The following is a 21,999-nucleotide window of genomic DNA, read 5'->3' as shown; positions in this document are numbered from 1 at the left end:
CTGGAACTGGTCGATGATCCGCGCGTCGTCGCGCCGATCGGTTGTCTCGAAGGTGGCATATGCGCAGGTGGGACGAGGAAAGCCCTCCCGCTCAGCGGGATCGTGGACTAGCTGCGGTCGTCGCGCAGCAGGAACGCGAGGACCGCCGACAGCCACGCGTCGCGGGCTTCGATCATCGTCCAGTGCCCGCACTTCGGGAACGTGTGCAGCTCGCTGTTCGGGATGTCGCGCATGGGCAGCATCGCCATGTCGACGGGGCTGACCCGGTCGTCGCGGCCCCACGTCAACAGGGTGGGCGCCTTGATCTTGTGCAGCTGCGCCCAGTACGGGGTCGCGTTCGACGCCGCCGCGGCCGCGGCGCCGGCCGCGAACGCCTGGGAGCTGTACATCCGGCGGGCGATCTCGAGGGTCTTCGGTTCGGTGGCGAGCGCCCAGCGCTCCTCGACGAGCTGATCGGTGACGACGGCCGGGTCGTAGACCATGGAGTGGAGCCAGCGGACGAGCCCCTCGCGGGTAGGGTTGTCGGTGAACTCCATCAGCAGCTTGATGCCCTCGCCCGGGCCCGGCGCGAAGACGTTCTTGCCCATGCCGCCGATGGTGACGAGCCTGCGCACCCGGTGCGGCTCGTCGATGGCGACCTTGGTGGCGACGATCCCGCCCATGGAGTTGCCGATCATGTCCACGGCGCCGAGCCCGAGACCGTCGAGGAAGGTGCCGACGGCGCCCTGCGCCATCATCATCGGGTGCCCGTCGCCGGGGTCGCTCACGCCGAAACCGGGGAACTCGAGCACGAGGCAGCGGAAGTGCCGCGCGAAGTCGGCGAGGACACCGCGGTAGTTGCGCCAGCCGGTCACCCCCGGGCCGGAGCCGTGCAGCAGGAGCAGCGGCGGGCCGTCGCCGGCCTCGTGGTAGCGCAGCACGCCCTGATCGGTGGAGAGTTCCTTCAGGGTCCCCTCGTAGCTCACATCCGTCATCGTCGTCCCTGTTCGTCGCCGTGGTGCCGGGCGCACCGCCCATTCGAACCGCAGGCTGCCAGCCCAGGTCGACCACGGCCATACACCATCCCGTTCAGCGAGATCGCCGATCCGGCGCCGGGGGCGCTGCCGGCCGCGTCCGCTCAGCGGGATGCCGGTTCGGACCGCACCGGCCCTGTCCTAGCGTCGAGCCCATCGACCACGGCGTGATCACGCCGATCCGTCCCCACAACCCGGAGGTGGACTCATGCCCCTCGAGACGACGACCCTCGCACCATCGACAGCCGACGCGCCCAGCCCGGAAGAGATGCGCCGGGTGATGGGACAGTTCGCCACCGGCGTGACCGTGGTGACGGGACTGGACGACGAGGGACCCGTCGGGTTCGCGTGCCAGTCGTTCGCCTCGGTGTCGCTCGAGCCGCCGCTGATCCTGTTCTGCGCCGACCACCGCGGCCGTGCCTGGCCCCGGATCCGTGCGACAGGGCGGTTCTGCGTCAACGTACTCCGCGAGGACCAGTCCGACCTGTGCGCGCGATTCGGCTCGAGCCGGGGCCGCAGGTACGAGGGACTCGACTGGGAGGTCTCCCGGTGGGGGACGCCGACACTGCCGGACGTGCTGATGCGCGTGCACGCTCAGGTGCACGACGTCCACGTCGCCGGCGACCATGACGTGATCATCGGCCGGGTGCTCGAGCTGGACACCGTGTGCGAGGAGCGGCCGATGCTGTTCTTCCGGGGCCGGTTCGGGATCGACAGCCCGGCGCCGGTGGTCTGACCGCGCCCCGCGACAACGGTCGCTGCCGCGGATCCGCATCACGTTGTTCATGATGTGTCGGTTCGGCAAGTCCACTCCGGCGGCACGGCCACCCGGCACGCACGCAGCCGCACGATTCCAATGCTTGGCGAGTCCGCCGAGTAGGCTGCCACCCTGGCCTCCGAGTCCCGGCGCACGAGCCTGCGGGTCACCGGCACCCTCACCGCCGGCGGTGATCTCGTTGATGCGGTCGTCGGTCGTGGAGAGATCCCGGCGGGCCGGTGCGTGGCGGTCGATCACACGGAGGTGCCCGGCATCCTGTCCGACCCGGGGCATCCGCTGCGATCAGGCCATGGAGAGCGCCACGCCGCTGAGTCCCAGGGATGTGTTGCATCTTGGTGCCCCGCTGGTTCGAGCCTGTGTCCAGTCGGGATGGTCGACCTTGATCCGCTCCAGGAGCGTCTCCCAGAACTTCCGGTACAGGCGGTTCTTCGTCGACGCTTCACCATGAGTCGACGCGGTCGCCTTCGTGACTTGTGGTCACGTGGGATTCCGATCCATAGGAGCGGCGAGGACCGGGCCGGTTGCGGGCCGGCGTCCGATTACGGTGCGACGGTTGTCGGTGGGTGGTCCAGCAGTATTTGTGCGGTTTCTCTTGCGTATGTCCACGGCGTTGGGTCGTCGAGTGATGTGGACAGTGCTGCCGCACCCTCGTAGAGCAGAGCGAGCTGATTGCCGAGCAGAGCCGGTTCTGCGGCTCCGAATTCGCGGCACAGCTCGGTGATCGCTGCGATGAACGTCCGCTTGTGTTCGTGGACCATGTTCTCGACCTCGGGCATCGTCCCGGCCGCCTCGACTGCCGCGTTGTGAAATGGACATCCACGCATGTGGCTGCCGCCGTATTCGGGGATCTCGAACAGGGCGATCAGGCGCGCGCGGGGACCGTCGGTGTCCTTGCCGCTGTTTGCAGGGTCGGGAAGGAAGAGCCCGGCCTGCTCGAGGTATCGCTCCACCAACACGGTCTTGCTGGGAAAATGCTTGTACAGGGTCCGTTTCGAGACTTCTGCCTTCGTTGCGATCAGTTCGACGCCGGTCGCGTTGATGCCTTCGACGTAGAACAGCTCGGCGGCCGCGGCAAGGATGCGTTCGCGCGCACCACGGCCACCGCGTCGACGGTGACTGCCGGTGTCTGCTGCGGATCTGGTCGTCACACCCTCAGTATACCGATCGGTTTACATCTGCGCAGCGGTCGCCTACGCTTGGAGTACACCGATCGGTGTACGTAGGTTTGGAGGACCATTGTCTGACTCGGGCCCACACCGCGGCGGCCGCGCAGAACGGACGAGCGGCGGTAAACCGTTGTCGTGGGCGACGGTGCCAACGGAGTCCGTCACGGTGGGCGGGGTCAGCTTCGCCTATCGTGCCTACGGGCCGGCGGCCGGCGTACCGGTGGTCTTCTTGAATCATCTGGGTGCCAACCTCGACAACTGGGACCCGCGTATCGTCGACGGGTTCGCCGCCGCGCATCGAGTTATTGTCTTTGACAACAAAGGGATTGGCGCGTCGGGAGGCAGGGTTCCGGAGACGGTGCAGGAGATGGCGCGCGATGCGGTTGCTTTCATCGTGGCGCTGGGCCTGACGAAGGTCGACCTGTTCGGATTCTCGCTGGGCGGGTTCCTCGCGCAGGTCATTGCCGAGGAACATCCCGAGCTGGTCGGAAAACTCGTCCTCGCCGGCACCGGTCCGGCCGGGGGCAAGGGAATCGTCCACGTGGCCAGGGTGACCTACATCGACACGTTGACCGCGATCCTTACGCGCAAAGATCCCAAGCAGAACCTCTTCTTCACGCGCACCCCCCACGGCAAGGCTCAGGGCCGAGCGTTCATCAACCGGATCAACGAGCGCACCGCGGATCGTGACAAGCCGGTGTCGTTGACCGCGTTGCGCACGCAGCTACGTGCGATCCATGCCTGGGGCGCTCAGGCACCGACCGATCTGGGACGGATCGGTCGGCCGGTGTTTGTCGCCAACGGCGAGGATGACCGGATGGTTCCCACCTCCAACTCCTATGACCTTGCGCGTCGGATGCCCGATGCGACGCTGCGGATCTACTCCGACGCCGGGCACGGCGGGATCTTCCAAGCCCACGAACGGTTCGTACCCGAGGCGTTGGAGTTCCTGTCGAACCGACGATCACGCTTTTCAATCGAAGGATGAGGACGGCAACAACACGATGACTACATGGAAAGACGCGCCGACCAAGAGCGTCGACGTCGACGGGGTCGAGTTCGTCTATCGCGAAATCGGCCCGGAAGACGGCATTCCTGTGGTGTTTCTGCACCACTTCACCGCGGTGCTCGACGACTGGGATCCTCGGGTTGTCGAAGGCATCGCCGCACAGCACCGGGTGATCGCCTTCGACAACCGGGGAGTCGGAGGCACCGGATCGAAGGTGCCTGCCGATATCGAGCGGATGGCCCAGGACGCCATCGCCTTCATCCGAGCGTTGGGCCTGGCGAAGGTCGACCTCTTCGGCTTCTCCCTGGGCGGCGGTGTGGCACAGATGGTGGCCTTACAGGAACCAGAACTGGTGCGGCGCATGATCTTGACCGGGACCGGCCCCCGCGGTGGCGGTGGTATCGACCGAATGACCAGAATCGTCGGCCTCGCCTACGCCAAAGCCGCGCTGACCCGCAGCGATGCCCGCAACTTTCTGTTCTTCCCGCGCACCGCTGAAGGTAGGCGGGCCGCAGCGGAGTATCTGACCCGCCTCGGTGAGCGCACGAGCAACCGAGACAAGAAGATTTCGCTGCAGGCCCGACGCGCACAACTCAAAGCCATTGTCCAGTCGGGCAAACACGCACCTGATGACCTGTCGGTCATCTCCCAACCGGTGTTCGTGGCCAACGGTGACAACGATCTGATGGTGGCCAGTGAGCACTCTGCAGATCTGGCCGAAAGACTGCCCAACTCGAAACTCACCATCTATCCCGACTCCGGTCACGGAGGCGTATTCCAGCAATACCGCACGTTCGTCCCCGAAGCGCTCGCGTTTCTCGCCGAGGCCTCGATCACAACGGAAGGTGACCGATGAAGGCATTCGTCATCGACAGGTACAAGAGCCCACTACGGCAAACCGACGTCGCCGAACCCGAGATCGGACCGCATGAGGTCTTGGTGCAGGTGCACGCTGCCGGTGTCAACCCGATCGACGAAAGGGTCCGGCTAGGTGAGTTCAAATTGCTACTCCCCCAGGAGCTGCCACTGACCCTGGGCAGCGATGTCGCCGGCATCGTCATCGCCGTCGGCGCACACGTCACGAAGTTCCGGCCCGGCGACGAGATCTTTGCCCACCCCGGCAAGGAACGAATCGGTGCCTTTGCCGAGCGGATTGCGATCGCCGAAGACAACGTGGCTTTGCGGCCGAAGTCGTTGACTATGAACGAAGCAGGAGCAGTTCCGCTGGTCGCGCTGACCGCGTGGCAGGCACTCGTCGAACGAGGGCACGTCGCGCCCGGCCACAAGGTGTTGATCCACGCCGGCTCCGGGGGCGTCGGATCGATCGCCATCCAGCTCGCCAAACATCTAGGCGCAACTGTTGCCACCACAGTCAGCGGCCCCAACGCCGAGTTCGTCCGCGCACTGGGAGCCGACACCGTCATCGACTACCGCAGTGAGAACTTCGCCGACGTGCTCGGCGGCTACGATCTGGTGCTGGACAGCCTCGGGGGCGAGAATCTCGAGAAATCGATGGCGGTTCTCAAACCAGGCGGAAAAGTGATCGGTATCGCGGGACCTCCAGACCCGGCGTTTGCGCGCGAGATCCGGGCAAATCCACTCGTACGGATCGCGATTACCACGCTGAGCGCGAAGGTCCGCCGCCATGCTCGACGCGCAGGCGTTCACTATGAGTTCCTGTTCGTCCGTGCGGACGGCGAACAACTCACCGAACTGGCACGACTCTTCGACAGTGGAGCGCTTCGTCCGATCGTGGACCGTGTCTTCCCGTTCGTCGACACCGCTGAAGCCCTCGCATCCCTGGGTTCAGGCGGCACCCGCGGCAAAACAGTCATCGCCGTCAGGCGCGAGGAAGCGGAACGGATCTCCGAATGACTTGCCATGGGAACTTCGGTACGGAGGCGTGCATGTTCATGATCTGGATGCTGAACACCAACAGTTCTGCCCGCTCACCTGTTGGTCCGAGACCCTGATCGACACCGAGGCCGGGTCGCAATGTCGTCTGTCGGGGACTCGGACTGTGCACGTCGCCCTGACGCCGTCGCTGATGGGCGCTTCCATCCCTCGAATCAGACCACCAACATTCCGGACAAGCCGTGATCGATGCCGAAGACTCTGCATACGACATGAAATCCGGAAGCCGACCGGGAACGGAGCTCTACCGAAGACAGGTGTAGGTTCTCGCTCGATCTGTCACTCCGAGATGACTGGGACCTGCGGATTCTCGCGATGGTGTCGGTGATGGATTCTCACCGACTTGTCCAGGATCCTCGGCCGAGAAGGGCACGAAGTTGGAGTGGGGACTGCCTTCCCGCCCGGACCCACCCGGCGGGAAGTCGGTGTCAGAACGGGTGCGACTGTCGAATCCACAGCAGGACACAAATATCCTGCTTCGTGACGAACCGACCGCAGGACTGGATTCGGCAGGTCGACGACGGACCCGCGAGATTCTCGACGAACAAACAGCTCAACGGGATACCGCTGTCACCGGTGTGGCACGCTGCCGAGGAGTCGTTACAGCGGCCGACCACGTCGTCCGACTCGAGTCCGGACGGACAATCACAGTCCGAACCGGTCCCGGTAGCTCGTACTGTCGAATCGGACCCCACAGCAGCACGCCGCGCCTTCGGCTCTGCTTCGGTGCGGGCGATCGACAGGCCCACTGCCGGCAGTCGTTTCGACCGAAGGTATCGGAGAACAGGAGTATCGGGCCGGGTACCGCGACCCCTGGGGTGGAGCTCACAGCGAGTCGAGCAGATCCAGCCCCGTCGGAACGGCGGCCGGCGTCAACACTCCGAGGCCGAACGAGGCCACCGGCGCTCCGATCGGCCGGTGGAGCAAAGAGAACACCGCTATACCCAGCAGGATCAGCCAGGCGCCGACCACCGCGACACGGATCGGCGTGACCCCCAGCAGTGCCCCGATGCTGCAGATCCCGCCCAGCAGCACCCATCTCCAGCGCAGATTGCGCTCACAGAAGTCCCGGATGCGGGGGTCGGTTGCGCCCCGGGGCGGGTCCTGCCGGTCAGTGGTCGTCGTAGTGCCCCTCGTGCGCGGCGTGCCGGTGCCCCTCGTGGATGTAGTCCATGTGGTCGCCGTGCGGAACGGCCACATGCCCGCAACCCACGCCGTGGGTGTGGTCGTGGCCTTCGTGGACGTGGTGCTCGGTGGGCTCGCACTCGTCGACATGCCCGTCGTGGGCCCGGTGCAGATGCCCGTCGTGCACGTAGTCGATGTGGTCGCCGTGCGGGACGGCCACGTGCCCGCAGCCTTCGCCGTGGGTGTGGTCGTGGCCTGCATGCTCACGGTGGTCGCCCTCGGTCATCGCAGAACTCCTCCGTCGGGAACCGTCACCCCTCGTCCAGTATCCCACCGCAACCGGTGGCGGACACCCGACTCGGGCACTCACCTCGGGCACTGTTCTCGGGCCGGGACGGACCGAGGGGTCCGTAGGGCACCGACGCGGCACGCGTCGAAGCGGGACCCTCAGGACGAGACCGGCACGAAGCCCACCACCGCAACCAACTCGCGGCATGAGACCTCGAACAAGTCCCTCAGAGCCACTGACCGCTCTGGACCGACAGCAACCGGTCCATCGCGTCCGGGGACCACGTGCTCTCGGGCGGTTCGGGTGCCCGGCGGCCCCGGCGCGGGGCACCGAGTTCCGGGTAGAGGCTGCGGGAGACCTCCCGGGCGGCGTCCACCACGAGGGGCGCGACCCGCTCGAGCTGCACGGTACGGGCGTCGCCGCACAGCGAGATCGCGGCGACCGGGCCGTCGTGCCCGCGCACAGCGACGGCGACGCACGCAACGCCGCGTACGGACTCGCTGCGCTCGAACGACAGACCGCGCCGCTGCCGGATCCGGCTGAGTTCCTGGTGCAGGGTCGCGAGATCGCCGATGGTGTGCTCGGTGCGGCGGGTCAGGCGCCGCTCGTACAGGTCGTCCACGTGCTCGGGCTCGAGCCAGGCGAGCATCGCCTTGCCGCCGGCGGTGGTGTACGCCGGTGCCCGGCCCCCGACCCGCGAGGGCAGCGCCGCGGCGAACCGGCCGCCGACCTTGTCGAGGTAGACGCTCTCGCCGCCGTCGAGGACGGCGAGGTGGACGACCATGCCGGTCTGCATGTGCAGCTCGTGCAGGAGCGGCGCCGCCGACGCCCGGATCTCCCCGTGGCCACCGTCCCCGCCCCCGAGACCGAGCGCCCGCCGGCCCAGGCAGTAGCCGAAGGAGGCGTGGTCGACCCAGTTCAGCTTGACGAGCTGATCGAGGATGCGGTGCACGGTCGAGCGGGGCAGCCGGGTGCGGCAGGCCACCTCCTCCAGCGTCAGACGCGAGGACCGACCCTCGAACGCGTCGAGGATGAGTGTCATCCGTTCGACCATCGACGGCGGCACATCGCGCCGCGGGGTGGAGGTAGCTGTCGGTTCCGTTGCTTCGACGACTGCCATCTGCGGCCTCCCGATACTTCTGCTCCCAGGGTCGGGAGCGGTAAAACTGAAATGAATTCTGAAAGTGTATCAGCTCACTCTCGCCACCTGTAGTGATCGGCGGCTCGAAATTCCCATCCTGCAACCCTGACGCGCCTCGCGGCCGCGATCGACCCGGATCCCGCTGATCGGAACTTCGGCCGCGGCGGACCGATGCCCTCCGGTACAACGAACCGACACCCTCCCAGTCCCGGCAGCGGAGAGGCTCGCATGCGCATCGGAATCGTCAGCCCCGTCGTGGTCCAGCACCCCGGCGTGCACTCACCGTGGGAACGCACCGCCGGCGCCGGCGACCTCGTCCGGGTGGCCCGGACCGCCGATCGGCTGGGCTTCCACCATCTGACCTGCAGTGAACACGTGGCCGTCCCGGTGGACGTCGCGGCCACCCGCGGCGGCACCTACTGGGATCCCCTGGCCACGCTGAGTTATCTCGCCGCCCGGACGCAGCGCATCCGGCTCGCCACCCAGGTGCTCGTCCTGGGCTACCACCACCCGCTCGAGATCGCCAAGCGCTACGGCACCCTCGACGTCCTCAGCGGTGGCCGGCTGGTCCTCGGCCTCGGGGTGGGCAGCCTGCGCGAAGAGTTCGACCTCCTCGGCGCCCCCTTCGACGACCGGGGCGCCCGCGCCGACGACGCCCTGGCCGCATTGCGCGCCGCGCTGTCGCAACGCCTGCCGGAGTACCACGGGTCCTATTACGAATTCCAGAACCTGCTCATCGAGCCGCACGCCGTCCAACCCCGCGTCCCGCTGTGGATCGGCGGCCGCACGCTGCGTTCGCTGCGCCGCGCCGCCACCCACGGCGACGGCTGGGTGCCGTTCGGACTGCCCCTGCCGGACCTGACCGCGATGCTGGGCCGGGTGGACCTCCCGGAGGGCTTCGACGTCGTCCTCGACACCGGTGCGCCCCTCGACCCGCTGGGCGCGCCCGAGCGCACCGTCCGGTCCCTGGAACGACGTCGCGACGCCGGCGCCACCGTGGTGGGGGCGACCGTCGCCGCGACGGGCGTCGAGCACTACTGCGAGCAACTCGAGTGCCTGCGGGCACTCGGCACCGACCTGGGGCTGGACTTCGCCCCGGCCGAACCATCCGAACAGGAGACCCCATGACCGACACCGCAGAGACCGACACCGCAGAACTCGTCCAGTCCCTCCTCGTCCGCGTGCAGCTCCTCGAGGACAAGATCGCCGTCCAGGAGGTGGTCACCGCCTACGGCCCGGCCGTCGACGCCGGCGACGCCGACGCGGTGGGCGAACTGTGGACCGAGGACGCCGTATACGACGTCGACATGCGCACCATGAACGGCCGCAAGGAGATCATGGAGATGGTACGCACCCGGCCGCACCAGGACTACATCCACGAAGGATGCGGCCACCTCCTCGATCCCGTGCACATCCGGGTCGAGGGTGACACGGCCGTGGCCACCTGCCATTCGCAGCTCCTGCGTCACGACGAGAACGGCTTCCGGGTCTGGCGCGTGACCGCCAACCGCTTCGAACTCGTCAAGAACGACGGCCGGTGGCGGATCAGCAGGCGCACCGCCCGGGTGCTCGACGGCCGCGACGAGTCGCGCGAGCTGCTCGCCCGCGCCGGTCGCTGACCGGCCCCGAACACCGCGAACGGCCCGCCCCGGACGTGGGGCGGGCCGTTCCGTGTCCGACGGCGTCAGACGTCGACGGTCGCGTTCTCCAGCGTCGCCTTCGCCCACCGGTAGTCCGCCTTCCCTGCGGGCGAACGCAGCACCTCGGGAACCGGCACGATCGTCTTCGGGATCTTGTACCCGGCGATCAGGGTCCGGCAGTGATCGGCCAGTTCCACAGCCGAGGGCGCTTCCACGCCGGGCCGGAACTGGACCGCCACCGAGACCCGCTCGCCCAGGAGCGGATCCGGGATTCCCGCCACCACCGCGTCGAGGACGGACGGATGACTCTTGACTGCCTCCTCGACCTCCTCCGCGTACACCTTCTCCCCGCCGGTGTTGATGCACGCCGAGCCGCGGCCGAGCACCACGATCGAGCCGTCCGGGTCCACGGTGGCCAGGTCACCGAGCAGGCACATGCGCACGCCGTCGCGCTCGGGGAACGTCGCCGCGGACTTGTCCGGGTCGTTGTAGTAACCGAGCGGGACGTAGCCGATGCGAGCGAGGTAGCCGACGGTCTCCGAGCCGGGCTCGACCTCGGACAGATCCGTGTCGACCACCCGCAACGTCGGTGACGGGGAGATCCGGGGACGGCCGTCCGAGCCGACGTCGAGGGTGCCGGTCGCGCCCGACTCCGACGATCCGAACGAGTTGCGCAGGTAGACGTTCGGCAGCAGTTCCGCCAGTTGCGCGCGCACACTCGCCGACCACAGTGCCCCGCCGGAGCCGATGACCAGCAGGGAACTCAGGTCGAACTCCTTGCCGCGTGCGGCGACCGCGTCGGCCAGCGGCCGGCTGATGGCGTCGCCGACCACCATCACGATCGCGATCCGGTGCCGGTCGATCAGGCGCAGCGCCTCCACCGGCTCGAACGAGCGCCTCAGCACCTGCTTCGCACCCGTGAACAGCCCCATCAGCACCGAGTACATCGCGGCCCCGTGCATGAGCGGCGCCGTGACCAGATAGGACATCGGGTGCTCGTTGGCCGCGGCGGTCGCGGCGAGATCGGCAGCGCTGCGGTGCGGTTCGCCGTAGGGGTTGCCGCCGGCCAGCGCCGCGAAGTAGAAGTCCTCGTGCCGCCACATCACGCCCTTGGGCATGCCCGTCGTGCCGCCGGTGTAGAGGATGTACCGGTCGTCACCGCTGCGGGCACCGAAATCCCGTTCGGCCGAGGCGCTTTCCACCGCCTCCGCGTACCGCGCCACGGTCGCGCCGACACCTGCCGCGGCCCGGTCGAGTGCCGCAGTCTCCGCGCTTCCGACGACGGCGATGTGCCGCAGCCGTGAGGTGTGCGGCACGGCCTGCGCCGCGACGTCGGCGAACTCGTCGTCGATCACGAGCGCCACGAGATCCGCATCGGTGTAGAGGTGCACGAGCTCGGCACCCACGTAGCGGAAGTTGATGTTCACGGGTACCGCGCGAATCTTCAAGCAGCCCAACAGGACCTCGAGGAATTGGAGACTGTTGCGCATGTGCAGGCCCACATGGTCGCCTGCCGCCACCCCGATGCGGGCGAGGTGGTGCGCGGCGCGGTTGGCGCGCGCGTCGAGTTCGGCGTACGTCCGGGACTCGTCCCCGCAGATCAGGGCCGTCCGGTCGGGTATCGCATCGACGACGGCCTCGGTGAGATCGGCCAGGTTCAAAGACATCGCGGGTCCTTCCGGGGTTCGTGGGGCGAGGACGCGCACCACGCGATCGTCGCGTGTGCCGCGGATCACAGCGGGCTCAGTAGAACATATTCCTGTTCCGGGATCAACGGCCGGGCGGGGACGGAACCGAGTACGAGGGCGCAAGCGCCGACGGGGACTTGGAAGCCCGTTTCCAGCCCGGCACGCTGCGGTCGGCACAACACCCTTGTGGAAGTACTAGAATGAATACTAGTTTTCTGTCATCGTTCCGCACTCCCGCACGACACAAGGAGCCCCCATGACCCAGAACCCGACCCTCGACGGCCGTGCCGCCGTCGTCACCGGAGCGGGCGCCGGCCTCGGCCGTGCCGAAGCCCTCGCCCTCGCCGACGCCGGCGCTGCCGTCGTCGTCAACGACATGGGGGCCGCCGCCCACGACGTCGTCGACGAGATCCGCGCCGCCGGAGGCCGCGCCGTCGCCGTCACCGGCGACGTCTCCGACTGGGCGCTCGGCGAGGAACTCGTCCGCACCGCGGTCACCGAGTTCGGCTCGATGGACATCCTGGTCAACAACGCCGGCATTCTGCGCGACAAGATGATCTTCAACCTGTCCGAGTCGGACTGGGACGACGTGATCCGGGTACACCTCAAGGGCCACGCGGCGACGTCCCGGGCCGCGGCCGTGCACTGGCGGCAGGCCTCGAAGGAGGCGAACGGCCCGGTCTACGGCCGGGTGATCAACACCTCCTCCGAGGCGTTCCTGTTCGGCTCGGCCGGACAGCCCAACTATTCGGCCGCCAAGGCCGGCATCACCGCCCTGACCCTGTCCACCGCCCAGGGCCTGTCGCGGTACGGGGTCCGGGCCAATGCCATCTGCCCGCGCGCACGCACTGCGATGACGGCGGACGCGTTCGGCGAGAACAATACCGGCGCGTCGGGCCTGGACCCGCTCGCTCCCGAGCGGGTGGCCACCCTGGTCCGGTACCTCGCCTCGCCCGCCTCCGACGAGGTCAACGGCCAGGTCTTCGTCGTGTACGGCAAGATGGTCGCACTGATGGAGGCTCCCAAGGTCGAGCACCGCTTCGACGCCGCGGGCTCGGCGTTCACCGTCGATGAGCTCGGTGACCAGCTCTCGTCCTACTTCTCCGGTCGCGGCCCGTACGAGACCTACGCCGCCTACAGTGTGGCCGAGCTGGAGAAGGTCGCGCTCGCCACGGGCGACCCCGTCGACGCATGAGTGGAAGGGACACCGTCGTGAAACTGAGCGGGAAGACGGCCGTCGTCACCGGCGGTGCGGGCGGGATCGGCCGTGCGGTGACCCGGGTGTTCGTCCGCGAGGGAGCCCGCGTGCTGTTCGTCGACGTCGACGACGACCGGGGCCGTGCGCTCGAGTCCGAGCTGACCGGTGCCGGTGGTGAGGCGAAGTTCCTGCAGGCCGACATCTCCCGGCGCGAAAGCGCGGAACGGATCCGCGATGCCGCCGTCGCGGCGTTCGGCGGCGTCGACATCCTGGTGAACAATGCGCACGCGTCCCGCCAGGCATTGTTGCTCGAGCACACCCCGGAGATGTTCGAGTTGTCGTTCGGCACGGGCTTCTACCCCACCGTGCACCTCATGCAGGCCTGCTACCCGCAGCTCAAGCAGGCTCGCGGGTCCGTCGTCAATTTCGGCTCCGGATCCGCCCTCGACGGTATGCCGACGCAGACGTCGTACGCGGCGGCGAAGGAGGCGATCCGGGCGGTCAGCCGGGTGGCCGCGAACGAATGGGCCGCCGACGGCATCCGCGTCAACGTCGTGTGCCCGTTCGCCGCGACCGAGGGCGTGCAGGCCTGGCAACACGCGTTCCCCGACCGGGCGGCCGCCGCGGCGGCGAAGGTGCCGTTGCAGCGCATCGGCGACCCGGAGACGGACATCGCCCCGGTGGTGGTGTTCCTCGCGTCCGACGACTCGAAGTACATGACGGGGCAGACGCTGATGGCCGACGGCGGCAGCATCAAGCTGCGCTGAGCGGCCGTCGACTTTCACCGCGCCGAGTTCCATCGCGCCGGGTTCCATCGCACTGAGTGGGACACCCCGTCGACAGCGGCGGCGCCGCGTGGAAATCTGCGTCCTACAGGCCCGCCGGCCGGTGTCGTACCCGGCCGGCGGGCCGCTTCCATACCCGGCCTGCCGCACGGCAGGCCACGTCCGTACCGTCCCGCCGAGAGAGGGTTTCGACCGCATGGCTTCCTCCTCCCCGCTCTTCCGCCCCCTCCGTGTGCGTTCACTCGAGCTGGCGAACCGCATCGTGATGTCACCGATGACACGGTCGTACTCGATCGACGGTGTGCCGGGTGAGGACGTCGCCGCCTACTACCGGCGGCGGGCCGAGGGCGGGACCGGCCTGATCGTCACCGAGGGTGTTGCCATCGATCACCCGACGGCCGTGGACAATCCGCGCGTTCCGCGTATGCACGGTGCCGACGCGCTCGCGGGGTGGCGCCGGGTCGTGGACGAGGTGCACGACGCCGGTGGCCGGATCGTCCCGCAGTTGTGGCACGTCGGACCGCTGTGGGGTGCGATGAGCACGGTCGATCCCGCGCTGAAGCCGATGCGCCCCTCGGGCACGTGGGGCATCCCGGGTGTCACCTCGTACCCGGAGGACTACGTCGCATGGGCCACCCGGCCGACGGAGGCGATGACCGAGCAGGACATCGCCGACGTGATCTCGGCCTACGCCCGCGCCGCCGCGGCCGCCGCAGAGGCCGGTTTCGACGGCATCGCCCTGCACGGCGGGCACGGCTACCTGCTGGACTCGTTCCTGTGGGAGGGCACCAACACCCGTACCGACGCGTGGGGCGGCGACCTCGAACGGCGCACCCGATTCCCCGCGGCTGTCGTGGCGGCCATCCGCGCCGAGCTCGGCGACGCACTGCCCATCGTGTTCCGCTTCTCGCAGCACAAGCAGCAGAACTACACCGCGCGCATCGCCGAGACGCCCGACGAGCTGAAGGTGATCCTCGGTGCCCTCGTCGAGGCCGGCGTCGACATCCTCGACGCGAGCATCCGGCGTTTCGACACGCCTGCCTTCGAGGGCAGCGACCTCTCGCTCGCCGGCTGGGCCAAGCAGCTGACGGGCGTGACCACCATGGCCGTCGGCAGCGTCGGCATCGGGAAGTCGCTGCGGGAGAGCCGGATCAGCGGCTCGGCACCGATCGACGACAACGTCCACGAGGTGGAACGACGGATCGACAGCGGCGAATTCGACCTGATCGCCGTCGGCCGCCTGCACCTAGCCGACCCGGCCCTCGCGACCACCTTGCGGGCCGGGGGGCCGCTGCCCGAATTCGACCGCGCGATCCACGAAGCGTCGCTGACCTGACCCGAACGGGCGGGTGCGCGGCGGTGACGACAGGAGGCCTCCATGGGATCCTCGTTCCCCGAGCAACTTTCCGCTGTGCTCGATCGGCAGCGCCGGACGCCGTCCACGGCGTCGGCCACCGATCCGGGCCACCGGGTCCGGCCCGTCCGCGCCATGATCGATCTGCTCGTGCAGCACCACAAGCCGCTCACCGAGGCGGTCCACGCGGACTTCGACGGACAACTGCCGACGCACGTGGTCATGGACGACATCCTCACGTCCCTGACGGCACTGCACCGGGTGCGGGAGTCGTTGGAAGGCTGGGGTAGCGCCGGTCGGCCCACCTACCGGATCCCCGGGCCGTCGGGGGCGCTGTGGCACTGCGGCCCGCACCACGATGCCGGGACGGTGGCCATCGTGGGAAGCCGCACCGCGCCCCTGTTCTCGCTCCTGGGACCGTGGGTCAGCGCGATCGGCACCGGTCACCGCGCCGTGCTGATGCCGGCCCACGGGCTGCCGCGCACGGTGCGGGTGCTGGCGGACGCCGCCGAGTCCCTCCTCGACCCCGCCCACATCGCGGTGCTCGTCGGGATCGAGAACCACGACGATCAGATCACCGCCGACCGCTTCGACCACGTCGTGGTCACCGGCGAGCACCACGCGTCGCCGCCCGGCGGGACCGCGACGACGTCCGTGCTGCGCCCCGGCGCTGCGGGACCGGTGAGTCCGCACCGGCGCACGTTCGCCGACGCGCTTGCGACGACGTACGCCGCGCTGCTGCCCGCCGTCACCGATCACCCCGGTCTCGTCGTGACCGTCGCCGACCACCCGGGCAGCTGCCCGGTCCTGCGCTTCACCCGCCCCGGAGCGGCCTCGTCGCCGACCGATCAGTGGGACGACGAGCGCGCGCCGGACGTCGAGCGATGGAGAATGCCGGCATGAGCAGCCCACTCGAGGATCGCCTCGCGCTCACGGACGTCGTCGCACGGTACGCCCGTGCCGTCGACCGCCGCGAGCCTGCCGTGCTGCGTTCGCTCTTCACCGACGACGCCGAGTTCGTGCAACCGCCCGGCCTGGTCCGTCGCGGTCACGACCCGGTGCTCGTCGGAGCGGGGCCGATCGGCGACGGCGTGCTCGCCGCGGTCGCGCACCTGCACTCCACGCGGCACGTCCTCGGCCAGCACGTCGTCGACCTCGGCGGCGACCGGGCGCGGGGCGAGCTGTACTGCGAGGCGCACCACGTGTACCCGAGCGGCGACGGATACCGGGACTACACGGTGTCCGTCCGCTACCGGGACGAGTACCGCCGCATGCCGGACGGCTGGCGCATCGCACGCCGGGAACTGGTCGTCGACCTCACCGCCGACCGCGAGGTGCGGTTGCTTCGATCCACCACCGAGTGAAGGGAAGTCCTCGTGACGCACACGGAAGCGGCCCTGACGCTGAGCGCCGCGGAACAACTCCTGGCCGTCGAGGAGATCAAGCGGCTCTTCGCCGCACGGCTACGGGTGATGGACACCAAGCAATGGGACCTGTACCCGACGCTGCACACCGAGGACGTCGTGAGCGAGACGTGGGGCGGCCTCCCCGAGGACACCCAGCCGCGCACCGGTGACCGGTCCAACCGGGTGGTGGGCCGCGACCCGTTGCGGCGCGCGATCGAGAACCTGCTCGACGGAGGCACTCCGGTCACCAGCGCGCACCACGGTCACACCCCCGAGATCACCCTTACCTCCGACACCACGGCCACCGGGATCTGGGCGATGGAGGACGAACTGTGGTGGACGAACGGAGCGGTCGAGGAACACCTGCACGGCTGGGGCCACTATCACGAGGAGTACCGGAGGGTCGACGGCGTGTGGCTGATCAGTTACCGCAGGCTCACCCGGCTGCGCCAGGTGCACACGCCCAGGTTCTTCGGCTTTCTGAAACCGCTGTAGCAGCCGACGTCACGGCCGCGACGTGTCGTGATCACCGTGGAGGTGAGCACGCTCGCCGTCGTGGTCGAAGATCGTGAGGATCTCCACCGGGCCTTCGTAGGCACCGATGGCGTGCGGGACCATCGTCGAGAACGCGGCGGCCTCGCCGGTCCGCACCAGCACCGTCCGCTCGCCCAATTGCAGCCGGGCCGTGCCGGAGAGGACGGTGAACCACTCCCGGCCCGGATGCACCGCCGCCGCACCGGTTCCGGTGGGCCGGTCGGGGGTGATGCGCATCTTCGCCACCGTCACGCCGTGCAGGGCACGTTCCCGGGACAGCAGCCACGTGGTCACCCCGGGCATGTGTTCTGGTTGCGGCCGGATCACCACGTCCTCGTCCTCAGCGGATTCGACGAGCTGATCGAGCGTGGTGCCCAGGGCCCGGGCGATCGGCACCAGTTGATCGAGAGCGATCCGGCGGTTACCGGTCTCGATGCGGCTCAGCGTCGACGGGCTGAGCCGGCAGCGAGCCGCCAGCGAATCGAGCGACCAGCCGCGGGCCAGGCGCAGGCCGCGGATGCGGCGGCGGATCACGGCGTCCAGATCGAGATCTTGCGTCATACGCAAGATGGTATGCGTTACCGGCACTACGGCCGCTACCGTGACCGACATGACGCACCACACCCACGCCCCGGGCCACCCGCACACGCAGCACGAGGCCGGGCTGGCGGACCTCCTCGACCTCGATGCCGAGGTGCTCGGCGCGTACCTGGACGAGGTGATCGCATGGGCCGAGCAGCACGCCCCGCAGCGGCCGCGCACGATCGTCGACGTCGGCGCCGGAACGGGCACGGGCAGCTCGGCACTCGGGCGCCGCTTCCCCACCGCGGAGATCGTCGCGGTCGACCGGTCGGCGTCGATGCTCGACCGCATCCGCACCGCCGCGGCCGAGCACGGCACGCCCGGGCGGCTCCGGGTCGTGCTCGCCGACCTGGACGTCGCCTGGCCCTCGATCGGTACGGTCGACGTCGCGTGGGCGGCCTCGTCGCTGCACGAGGTCGCCGACCCGGACAGGGTGCTGCGCGACCTCCACGCCGCCCTCAATCCCGGTGGCCTGCTGGTGATCGTCGAGATGGACGAGCTGCCCCGGTTCCTGCCCGACGACGTCGGGCAGGGCAGGCCGGGCCTGGAGCGGCGCTGCCACGAGGCCCTGGCGCACGCGGGCTGGAACGCGCACCCGGACTGGCGGACCCATTTGGAGCGGGCCGGTTTCGAGGTCGTCGACCAGCGCAGCTTCACTGTGGAGGCGGCACCGGCGCCGCCGAGCGCGGCCCGCTACGCACACGCCTACCTGTCCCGCATCCGTGCCGCGCTCGACGGCCGGCTGGCCACCGACGATCTGGAGACCCTCGACGCCCTGCTGACGCCCGGCAGCCCCGACGGTCTGCTGCACCGCAGCGACCTGTCGGTCCGTGGCAGCCGCACCGCGTGGGCGGCCCGCCGCCGCTAGACGGCCGCCTCCCGCAGCACCGCGACGAGCGTCGCGAGCCGGTCCGCGGCCCGGTCCGGATCGGGATGCACCATGGTCAGCGGGACCATCACATCGGTGACTCCGACGGCAAGAAGCTCTTTCACCGCCCGCGCGGTCTCCGGCACGGCGATCTCGCCGCTCGCCTCGTGCACCACCTGCAGCCGCCCGCGTATCTGCAGGTCGTCGGGATCGCGTTCCTCCCGTTCGAGCGCGGCGCGGAGCAGGTCACGGCCCCGCTGCAACTCGTCCGGTCCGGCACCCATGATGGGAATCCACCCGTCGCCCCATCGGGCAAGCCGGCGGATCACCGGTTTCGACAACGACCCCGAGACCCACACCGGGATCCGCCGGTCCCCCGGGCGCGGCGAGCAGTACACCTCGGTGAAGGCCACGCTCGGACGCTGCACCGAGGCCGGGGCGTGCTCCCACAGCGCCCGGCAGGCGGCGAGCGTGTCGTCGAGCAGCGGGCCCCGATCGGCGAAGCTCAGTCCCGCGGCCTCGTATTCCTTTTCCTGCCAGCCTGTTCCGACCCCGAGGTCGAGCCGTCCGCCCGACATGTGGTCCAGGGTGGCCGCGGTCTTGGCGAGCACGGCGGCGCCCCGCAGCGCCGCGATGATCACGCCGGTGCCGAGGCGAATAGTGCGGGTCCGGCCGGCGATCACCGCGAGCACGGTCATGGGTTCGAGCCACATCGCATCGGGTTCGGTGGCGAACGGCCCCCACGCGTACCCGGAGGTGTCGGCTCCCATCACGATGTGGTCGGTGACGTTCACGCGGTCCACGCCGCATTCCTCGGCCCGGACCGCGACGTCCACGAGGTGGGCGAAGTTGTCGCGGGCCAGCGCGTCGCCGAAGTTGGGGAGGTTGACGCTCAGCGTCGGGGGGAAGGCGTTCACGCGAAAGTCCTTCTAGTGTGGGGGATCCGGTCAGGGCGCCAGGGGACGATTGGTCCACGAGCCGTCGGCGCGCGGGAACCAGCCGCCGGCCGCGTAGCTGCCACCGTCGACGTGAACGGTGGACCCCGTGACGTAGCGGGAGAGGTCGGAGGCGAGGAACAGGGCCGGTCCGGCGACGTCCTCGGGACGACCAGGGCCGCCCAGCGGCGCCCACCCCGGCCAGCGGTGCCGGTCCGCCTCCGGCACGAGCCGCTCGTACGGCACCTGCGGCGTTGCGATCAGATCGGGCGCGATCGCGTTCACCCGGATGCCGTGCCGGCCGACCTCGACTGCGAGACTGCGGGTGAAGTGCCGCAGCCCGGCCTTGTACGTGCCGTACACGACGTGCCCGGGAATGCCGCGGTGCGCCTCGACGGTGGTGACGTTGACGACAGAGCCGCCCCGGCCGCGGTCGATCATGCCGGGAAGGACGGCACGGGTCATCCGCAGCGCGTGGTCGAGATTGGCGCGGGCCAGTGCCGCCCATTCGGATTCGTCGGCCTCCGCGAAGGGCGTCGACGGGCGGAGGAAGTCACCGACGTTGTTGACGAGCACATCCGGGGCATGGCCCGCGGCCTCCGTCGCGACGGCCGGGTCCGCGGCGTCGCCGACGATCGGCACCACGCCGGGAATTTCGGCGGCCAGCCGCTCGGCGGCCCCGCGGTCGGTGTCGACGAGGACGACGCCGGCACCGTGCTCGGCGAACATCCGCACGACGGCCGCACCGATGCCGTTCGCCCCTCCCGTGACGATCGCCGTCCGCCCGGACAGCAAGGGTTGCGACGGAGTATTCGAAGCCGGCACGGTGGTCACCGCCGCGACGGTAGCGGCCGCGCCCCGAAGGCATCCGGCGGTTCCCGCTGGACGGGAACGGCGCCGGGTCCACTCCCTACGGACCGAAGGCCGGGGGCGGCACTCGCAGCCCGGTCTCACGCCAGATGCGCGTCGCGTCGTAGTAGTGGTCGTGGCCCGCGAGGTCGATGTGCCGCTCGGTCAGTCCCCGCTCCGGCGCGACGGCCACGGCCTCGTCGTACCCGAGGCTGGTGCGGGGCAGGTCGAATCCGGCGTCGCGCGCGAAGGCCGACGCGAGGGCCCGCACACTCACCGGATCCGGATGGGCGGCGTGCAGGACGTCGCCGCCGGGTCCGGGCCGGGTGCCGCGGACCGCCAGTGCCGCGATCAGGCGGCCGAGATCGCCGACCGAGATCACCGACAGCAGGGGGCGGCCGTCCTCGACCCAGGCGCCGAGGCGAGTGAGGATCTGCGCGATGCCGGGCACGAACCAGCGGTCTCCGGGCCCGTAGACGAAGGCGGCCCGCACCACGGTGCCGCCGTAATCACGCACGGCCAGTTCGGCCGCGAGCCGGCTCTCGCTGAGCACCGAGACCGGATTCGGCACAACGGCATCCTCGGCGACACCGCGGTGCGGGCCGGGACCGTAGACCCCGATCGTGCTGACGTAGATCACGTGCGGCCGGTGCTGCCGGGCCGCCGCCGCGAGGAGGTTCCCGGTCCCGGCACGGTTCACCTCGTCGCACGTCTGCGGGTCCGATCCGGTGTACGAGGCGGCGTGCACGATCACGTCGGCGGCGGCGACCACGGCGTCCAGGGACGACGGCTCGGTCAGGTCCGCCGCGGCCGTCCGCGTCGCGGCGGCGGGCAACTCGTCCGGCCGTCGCGCGACGGCCGTGCAGGGCACGTCGGACGCCGTGAGCCCCGCGAACACGGCGCCCCCGACGAAGCCGGTGGCGCCGATCAGCGCGATTCGCGGGAGTTGCGCCGAACCTTCGTCGCGGCGGCGGTCCATTACTGTGGGTACCATTCGGCCGGGTGGGGGAAACCCGATGGGGTTCGTCACGATGCACCTCGTCGGAACACAGGGTGGGAACGGAGTGAGGACGGATGGCTCAGCAAGCGCGGGCGGTGGCGACCAGGCAGCAGATCGTTCTCGGCGCGGCCGAGAACTTCGAACGGTCGGGCTACGAAGGCGCGAGCCTCGGCGCGATCGTCGAGAGTTCCGGCATCACCAAGGGCGCCCTCTACTTCCACTTCCGCTCGAAGGACGAACTCGCCCAGGTCGTCATCGAGGAGCAGCATCGCATCTCGATCGCCGCGGTCGAAGCCATCGCGAGCCTCGACATTCCCGCGCTCGAGCAGATCGTGATGCTCTCGCACGAGATGGCGCGCCAGATGATCGACGAGCCGATCGTGCGGGCCGGTATCCGCCTGACCCTCGAACTCAGCGCCACCGACGGTCCCACCGGCCCGTACCTGGACTGGATCGCCGCCTGCGAGAAGCTCACCGAGCAGGCGATCACCCAGGGCGACATCCTCGACACGATCGACGCGGCCATGCTGGCCCGGTTCGTGATCTCCGCCTACAACGGCGTCCAGCTCGTGTCCAACGTCCTCACCCACCGGCAGGATCTCGAACAACGCCTCGACGAGATGTGGACCCTGTTGCTGCCCGCCGTCGTGCCCGCAGACCGCCACGGTGAGATCCCGCGGATCCGTCGGTCCCGCTGGACGCCGGCCGCCGACTGAACGCGACGC

24 protein-coding genes and 1 pseudogene are annotated in these 21,999 nt (G+C 69.4%); 15 read left to right on the top strand and 10 right to left on the bottom strand.

Features of this window, described 5'->3' with window-relative positions; genetic code table 11:
• Window positions 1-107 precede the first annotated feature (107 nt).
• Window positions 108-974: an alpha/beta fold hydrolase gene (locus G6038_RS11100; RefSeq protein ID WP_165037708.1), complete on the bottom strand. Its 867-nt coding sequence runs from the start codon at window positions 972-974 to the stop codon at window positions 108-110.
• A gap of 247 nt (window positions 975-1,221) precedes the next feature.
• Between G6038_RS11100 and G6038_RS11095 the strand changes: the two genes are divergently transcribed.
• Complete coding sequence (locus G6038_RS11095) at window positions 1,222-1,749, top strand: flavin reductase family protein (protein ID WP_165037707.1); 528 nt, start codon at window positions 1,222-1,224, stop codon at window positions 1,747-1,749.
• 87 nt (window positions 1,750-1,836) lie between these two features.
• Window positions 1,837-2,106, top strand: a pseudogene (locus G6038_RS31270) (exoribonuclease II); the annotation flags it as partial.
• 224 nt (window positions 2,107-2,330) lie between these two features.
• Here G6038_RS31270 and G6038_RS11090 read toward each other — a convergent pair.
• Entirely contained in the window at window positions 2,331-2,939 is a 609-nt protein-coding gene (locus tag G6038_RS11090) for a TetR/AcrR family transcriptional regulator (RefSeq protein WP_165037706.1), read from the bottom strand.
• A gap of 163 nt (window positions 2,940-3,102) precedes the next feature.
• Here G6038_RS11090 and G6038_RS11085 point away from each other — a divergent pair, with 163 nt between their 5' ends.
• From G6038_RS11085 to G6038_RS11075, 3 genes are read left to right on the top strand one after another with little or no spacing between them, the layout of a single operon-like run.
• A complete protein-coding gene (locus tag G6038_RS11085) occupies window positions 3,103-3,945 on the top strand; it encodes an alpha/beta hydrolase (protein WP_165037705.1) in 843 nt (280 codons plus the stop codon).
• A gap of 16 nt (window positions 3,946-3,961) precedes the next feature.
• Entirely contained in the window at window positions 3,962-4,822 is an 861-nt protein-coding gene (locus G6038_RS11080) for an alpha/beta hydrolase (RefSeq protein WP_165037704.1), read from the top strand.
• Window positions 4,819-5,841, top strand: a complete 1,023-nt coding sequence (locus G6038_RS11075) for an NADP-dependent oxidoreductase (protein ID WP_165037703.1) — start codon at window positions 4,819-4,821, stop codon at window positions 5,839-5,841. The genes G6038_RS11080 and G6038_RS11075 overlap by 4 nt, the downstream gene beginning before the upstream one ends.
• 864 nt (window positions 5,842-6,705) lie before the next feature.
• On the opposite strand, the gene G6038_RS11070 is transcribed toward G6038_RS11075, so the two are convergent.
• From G6038_RS11070 to G6038_RS11060, 3 genes are all read right to left on the bottom strand, one after another.
• Window positions 6,706-6,915 carry a hypothetical protein gene (locus G6038_RS11070; RefSeq protein ID WP_165037702.1) on the bottom strand — a complete coding sequence of 70 codons (210 nt, stop codon included), beginning with the start codon at window positions 6,913-6,915 and terminating at the stop codon, window positions 6,706-6,708.
• Window positions 6,916-6,991: 76 nt separating this feature from the next.
• Window positions 6,992-7,291: a hypothetical protein gene (locus G6038_RS11065; RefSeq protein ID WP_165037701.1), complete on the bottom strand. Its 300-nt coding sequence runs from the start codon at window positions 7,289-7,291 to the stop codon at window positions 6,992-6,994.
• Between the two features lie 229 nt (window positions 7,292-7,520).
• Window positions 7,521-8,414, bottom strand: a complete 894-nt coding sequence (locus G6038_RS11060; RefSeq protein ID WP_165037700.1) for an IclR family transcriptional regulator — start codon at window positions 8,412-8,414, stop codon at window positions 7,521-7,523.
• 249 nt (window positions 8,415-8,663) lie between these two features.
• Between G6038_RS11060 and G6038_RS11055 the strand changes: the two genes are divergently transcribed.
• Window positions 8,664-9,563 (top strand): LLM class F420-dependent oxidoreductase, encoded by a 900-nt coding sequence (locus G6038_RS11055; RefSeq protein ID WP_165037699.1) that lies wholly within the window; start codon window positions 8,664-8,666, stop codon window positions 9,561-9,563.
• A complete protein-coding gene (locus G6038_RS11050) occupies window positions 9,560-10,054 on the top strand; it encodes a nuclear transport factor 2 family protein (protein ID WP_165037698.1) in 495 nt (164 codons plus the stop codon). Before G6038_RS11055 ends, G6038_RS11050 begins: the two co-directional genes overlap by 4 nt.
• A gap of 65 nt (window positions 10,055-10,119) precedes the next feature.
• Here G6038_RS11050 and G6038_RS11045 read toward each other — a convergent pair whose 3' ends face one another.
• Complete coding sequence (locus G6038_RS11045) at window positions 10,120-11,742, bottom strand: acyl-CoA synthetase (RefSeq protein WP_165037697.1); 1,623 nt, start codon at window positions 11,740-11,742, stop codon at window positions 10,120-10,122.
• Window positions 11,743-12,019: 277 nt separating this feature from the next.
• Between G6038_RS11045 and G6038_RS11040 the strand changes: the two genes are divergently transcribed.
• The 6 genes from G6038_RS11040 to G6038_RS11015 all read left to right on the top strand — a co-directional run bounded on the left by G6038_RS11040 (window position 12,020) and on the right by G6038_RS11015 (window position 17,001).
• Window positions 12,020-12,958 (top strand): 3-oxoacyl-ACP reductase, encoded by a 939-nt coding sequence (locus G6038_RS11040; protein WP_165037696.1) that lies wholly within the window; start codon window positions 12,020-12,022, stop codon window positions 12,956-12,958.
• A 17-nt stretch (window positions 12,959-12,975) separates the two neighbouring features.
• Window positions 12,976-13,728 carry an SDR family NAD(P)-dependent oxidoreductase gene (locus G6038_RS11035; RefSeq protein WP_165037695.1) on the top strand — a complete coding sequence of 251 codons (753 nt, stop codon included), beginning with the start codon at window positions 12,976-12,978 and terminating at the stop codon, window positions 13,726-13,728.
• Between the two features lie 214 nt (window positions 13,729-13,942).
• The gene (locus G6038_RS11030; RefSeq protein WP_165037694.1) at window positions 13,943-15,082 is read left to right on the top strand and encodes a 12-oxophytodienoate reductase; all 1,140 of its coding nucleotides are present in this window, start codon (window positions 13,943-13,945) and stop codon (window positions 15,080-15,082) included.
• A 42-nt stretch (window positions 15,083-15,124) separates the two neighbouring features.
• Window positions 15,125-16,003, top strand: a complete 879-nt coding sequence (locus tag G6038_RS11025; protein ID WP_010593470.1) for a coniferyl-aldehyde dehydrogenase — start codon at window positions 15,125-15,127, stop codon at window positions 16,001-16,003.
• Window positions 16,000-16,464, top strand: a complete 465-nt coding sequence (locus G6038_RS11020; RefSeq protein ID WP_165037693.1) for a nuclear transport factor 2 family protein — start codon at window positions 16,000-16,002, stop codon at window positions 16,462-16,464. The genes G6038_RS11025 and G6038_RS11020 overlap by 4 nt, the downstream gene beginning before the upstream one ends.
• Window positions 16,465-16,476: 12 nt before the next feature.
• On the top strand, window positions 16,477-17,001 hold the full coding sequence (locus G6038_RS11015) for a nuclear transport factor 2 family protein (protein ID WP_165037692.1): 525 nt from the start codon (window positions 16,477-16,479) through the stop codon (window positions 16,999-17,001).
• A 9-nt stretch (window positions 17,002-17,010) separates the two neighbouring features.
• Here the strand turns inward: G6038_RS11015 and G6038_RS11010 are convergent, their stop codons facing one another.
• A complete protein-coding gene (locus G6038_RS11010; RefSeq protein ID WP_165037691.1) occupies window positions 17,011-17,601 on the bottom strand; it encodes a helix-turn-helix transcriptional regulator in 591 nt (196 codons plus the stop codon).
• 49 nt (window positions 17,602-17,650) lie between these two features.
• Here G6038_RS11010 and G6038_RS11005 point away from each other — a divergent pair, with 49 nt between their 5' ends.
• On the top strand, window positions 17,651-18,490 hold the full coding sequence (locus tag G6038_RS11005; protein WP_206024561.1) for a class I SAM-dependent methyltransferase: 840 nt from the start codon (window positions 17,651-17,653) through the stop codon (window positions 18,488-18,490).
• On the opposite strand, the gene G6038_RS11000 is transcribed toward G6038_RS11005, so the two are convergent.
• The 3 genes from G6038_RS11000 to G6038_RS10990 form a co-directional block, all read right to left on the bottom strand.
• Window positions 18,487-19,407, bottom strand: a complete 921-nt coding sequence (locus tag G6038_RS11000; protein WP_165037689.1) for a TIGR03619 family F420-dependent LLM class oxidoreductase — start codon at window positions 19,405-19,407, stop codon at window positions 18,487-18,489. The genes G6038_RS11005 and G6038_RS11000 overlap by 4 nt on opposite strands.
• A 30-nt stretch (window positions 19,408-19,437) precedes the next feature.
• A complete protein-coding gene (locus G6038_RS10995) occupies window positions 19,438-20,259 on the bottom strand; it encodes an SDR family NAD(P)-dependent oxidoreductase (RefSeq protein ID WP_165037688.1) in 822 nt (273 codons plus the stop codon).
• A gap of 76 nt (window positions 20,260-20,335) precedes the next feature.
• Window positions 20,336-21,253: an NAD(P)-dependent oxidoreductase gene (locus G6038_RS10990; protein WP_165037687.1), complete on the bottom strand. Its 918-nt coding sequence runs from the start codon at window positions 21,251-21,253 to the stop codon at window positions 20,336-20,338.
• A gap of 95 nt (window positions 21,254-21,348) precedes the next feature.
• Here G6038_RS10990 and G6038_RS10985 point away from each other — a divergent pair, with 95 nt between their 5' ends.
• Window positions 21,349-21,990: a ScbR family autoregulator-binding transcription factor gene (locus G6038_RS10985; protein WP_206024560.1), complete on the top strand. Its 642-nt coding sequence runs from the start codon at window positions 21,349-21,351 to the stop codon at window positions 21,988-21,990.
• Window positions 21,991-21,999: the final 9 nt, after the last annotated feature.

The sequence above is a fragment of the Rhodococcus sp. 14C212 genome (genome assembly GCF_011058195.1).
GTDB classification, from domain to species: Bacteria; Actinomycetota; Actinomycetes; order Mycobacteriales; family Mycobacteriaceae; genus Rhodococcus; species Rhodococcus aetherivorans.
Note: the sequence above shows the minus strand (reverse complement) of the source record. Positions and strands in the feature narration are given on the sequence as shown.

What these genes read in the sequence shown, in the direction of transcription:
- G6038_RS11040 (WP_165037696.1), top strand. Translation starts at nt 12,020, where the DNA reads ATGACCCAGAACCCGACCCTCGACGGCCGTGCCGCCGTCGTCACCGGA.
- G6038_RS11080 (WP_165037704.1), top strand. Translation starts at nt 3,962, where the DNA reads ATGACTACATGGAAAGACGCGCCGACCAAGAGCGTCGACGTCGACGGG.
- G6038_RS11100 (WP_165037708.1), bottom strand. Translation starts at nt 974, where the DNA reads ATGACGGATGTGAGCTACGAGGGGACCCTGAAGGAACTCTCCACCGAT.
- G6038_RS11060 (WP_165037700.1), bottom strand. Translation starts at nt 8,414, where the DNA reads ATGGCAGTCGTCGAAGCAACGGAACCGACAGCTACCTCCACCCCGCGG.
- G6038_RS10985 (WP_206024560.1), top strand. Translation starts at nt 21,349, where the DNA reads ATGGCTCAGCAAGCGCGGGCGGTGGCGACCAGGCAGCAGATCGTTCTC.
- G6038_RS11045 (WP_165037697.1), bottom strand. Translation starts at nt 11,742, where the DNA reads ATGTCTTTGAACCTGGCCGATCTCACCGAGGCCGTCGTCGATGCGATA.
- G6038_RS11065 (WP_165037701.1), bottom strand. Translation starts at nt 7,291, where the DNA reads ATGACCGAGGGCGACCACCGTGAGCATGCAGGCCACGACCACACCCAC.
- G6038_RS11055 (WP_165037699.1), top strand. Translation starts at nt 8,664, where the DNA reads ATGCGCATCGGAATCGTCAGCCCCGTCGTGGTCCAGCACCCCGGCGTG.
- G6038_RS11010 (WP_165037691.1), bottom strand. Translation starts at nt 17,601, where the DNA reads ATGACGCAAGATCTCGATCTGGACGCCGTGATCCGCCGCCGCATCCGC.
- G6038_RS11075 (WP_165037703.1), top strand. Translation starts at nt 4,819, where the DNA reads ATGAAGGCATTCGTCATCGACAGGTACAAGAGCCCACTACGGCAAACC.
- G6038_RS11030 (WP_165037694.1), top strand. Translation starts at nt 13,943, where the DNA reads ATGGCTTCCTCCTCCCCGCTCTTCCGCCCCCTCCGTGTGCGTTCACTC.
- G6038_RS11025 (WP_010593470.1), top strand. Translation starts at nt 15,125, where the DNA reads ATGGGATCCTCGTTCCCCGAGCAACTTTCCGCTGTGCTCGATCGGCAG.
- G6038_RS11095 (WP_165037707.1), top strand. Translation starts at nt 1,222, where the DNA reads ATGCCCCTCGAGACGACGACCCTCGCACCATCGACAGCCGACGCGCCC.
- G6038_RS11020 (WP_165037693.1), top strand. Translation starts at nt 16,000, where the DNA reads ATGAGCAGCCCACTCGAGGATCGCCTCGCGCTCACGGACGTCGTCGCA.
- G6038_RS10990 (WP_165037687.1), bottom strand. Translation starts at nt 21,253, where the DNA reads ATGGACCGCCGCCGCGACGAAGGTTCGGCGCAACTCCCGCGAATCGCG.
- G6038_RS11050 (WP_165037698.1), top strand. Translation starts at nt 9,560, where the DNA reads ATGACCGACACCGCAGAGACCGACACCGCAGAACTCGTCCAGTCCCTC.
- G6038_RS11005 (WP_206024561.1), top strand. Translation starts at nt 17,651, where the DNA reads ATGACGCACCACACCCACGCCCCGGGCCACCCGCACACGCAGCACGAG.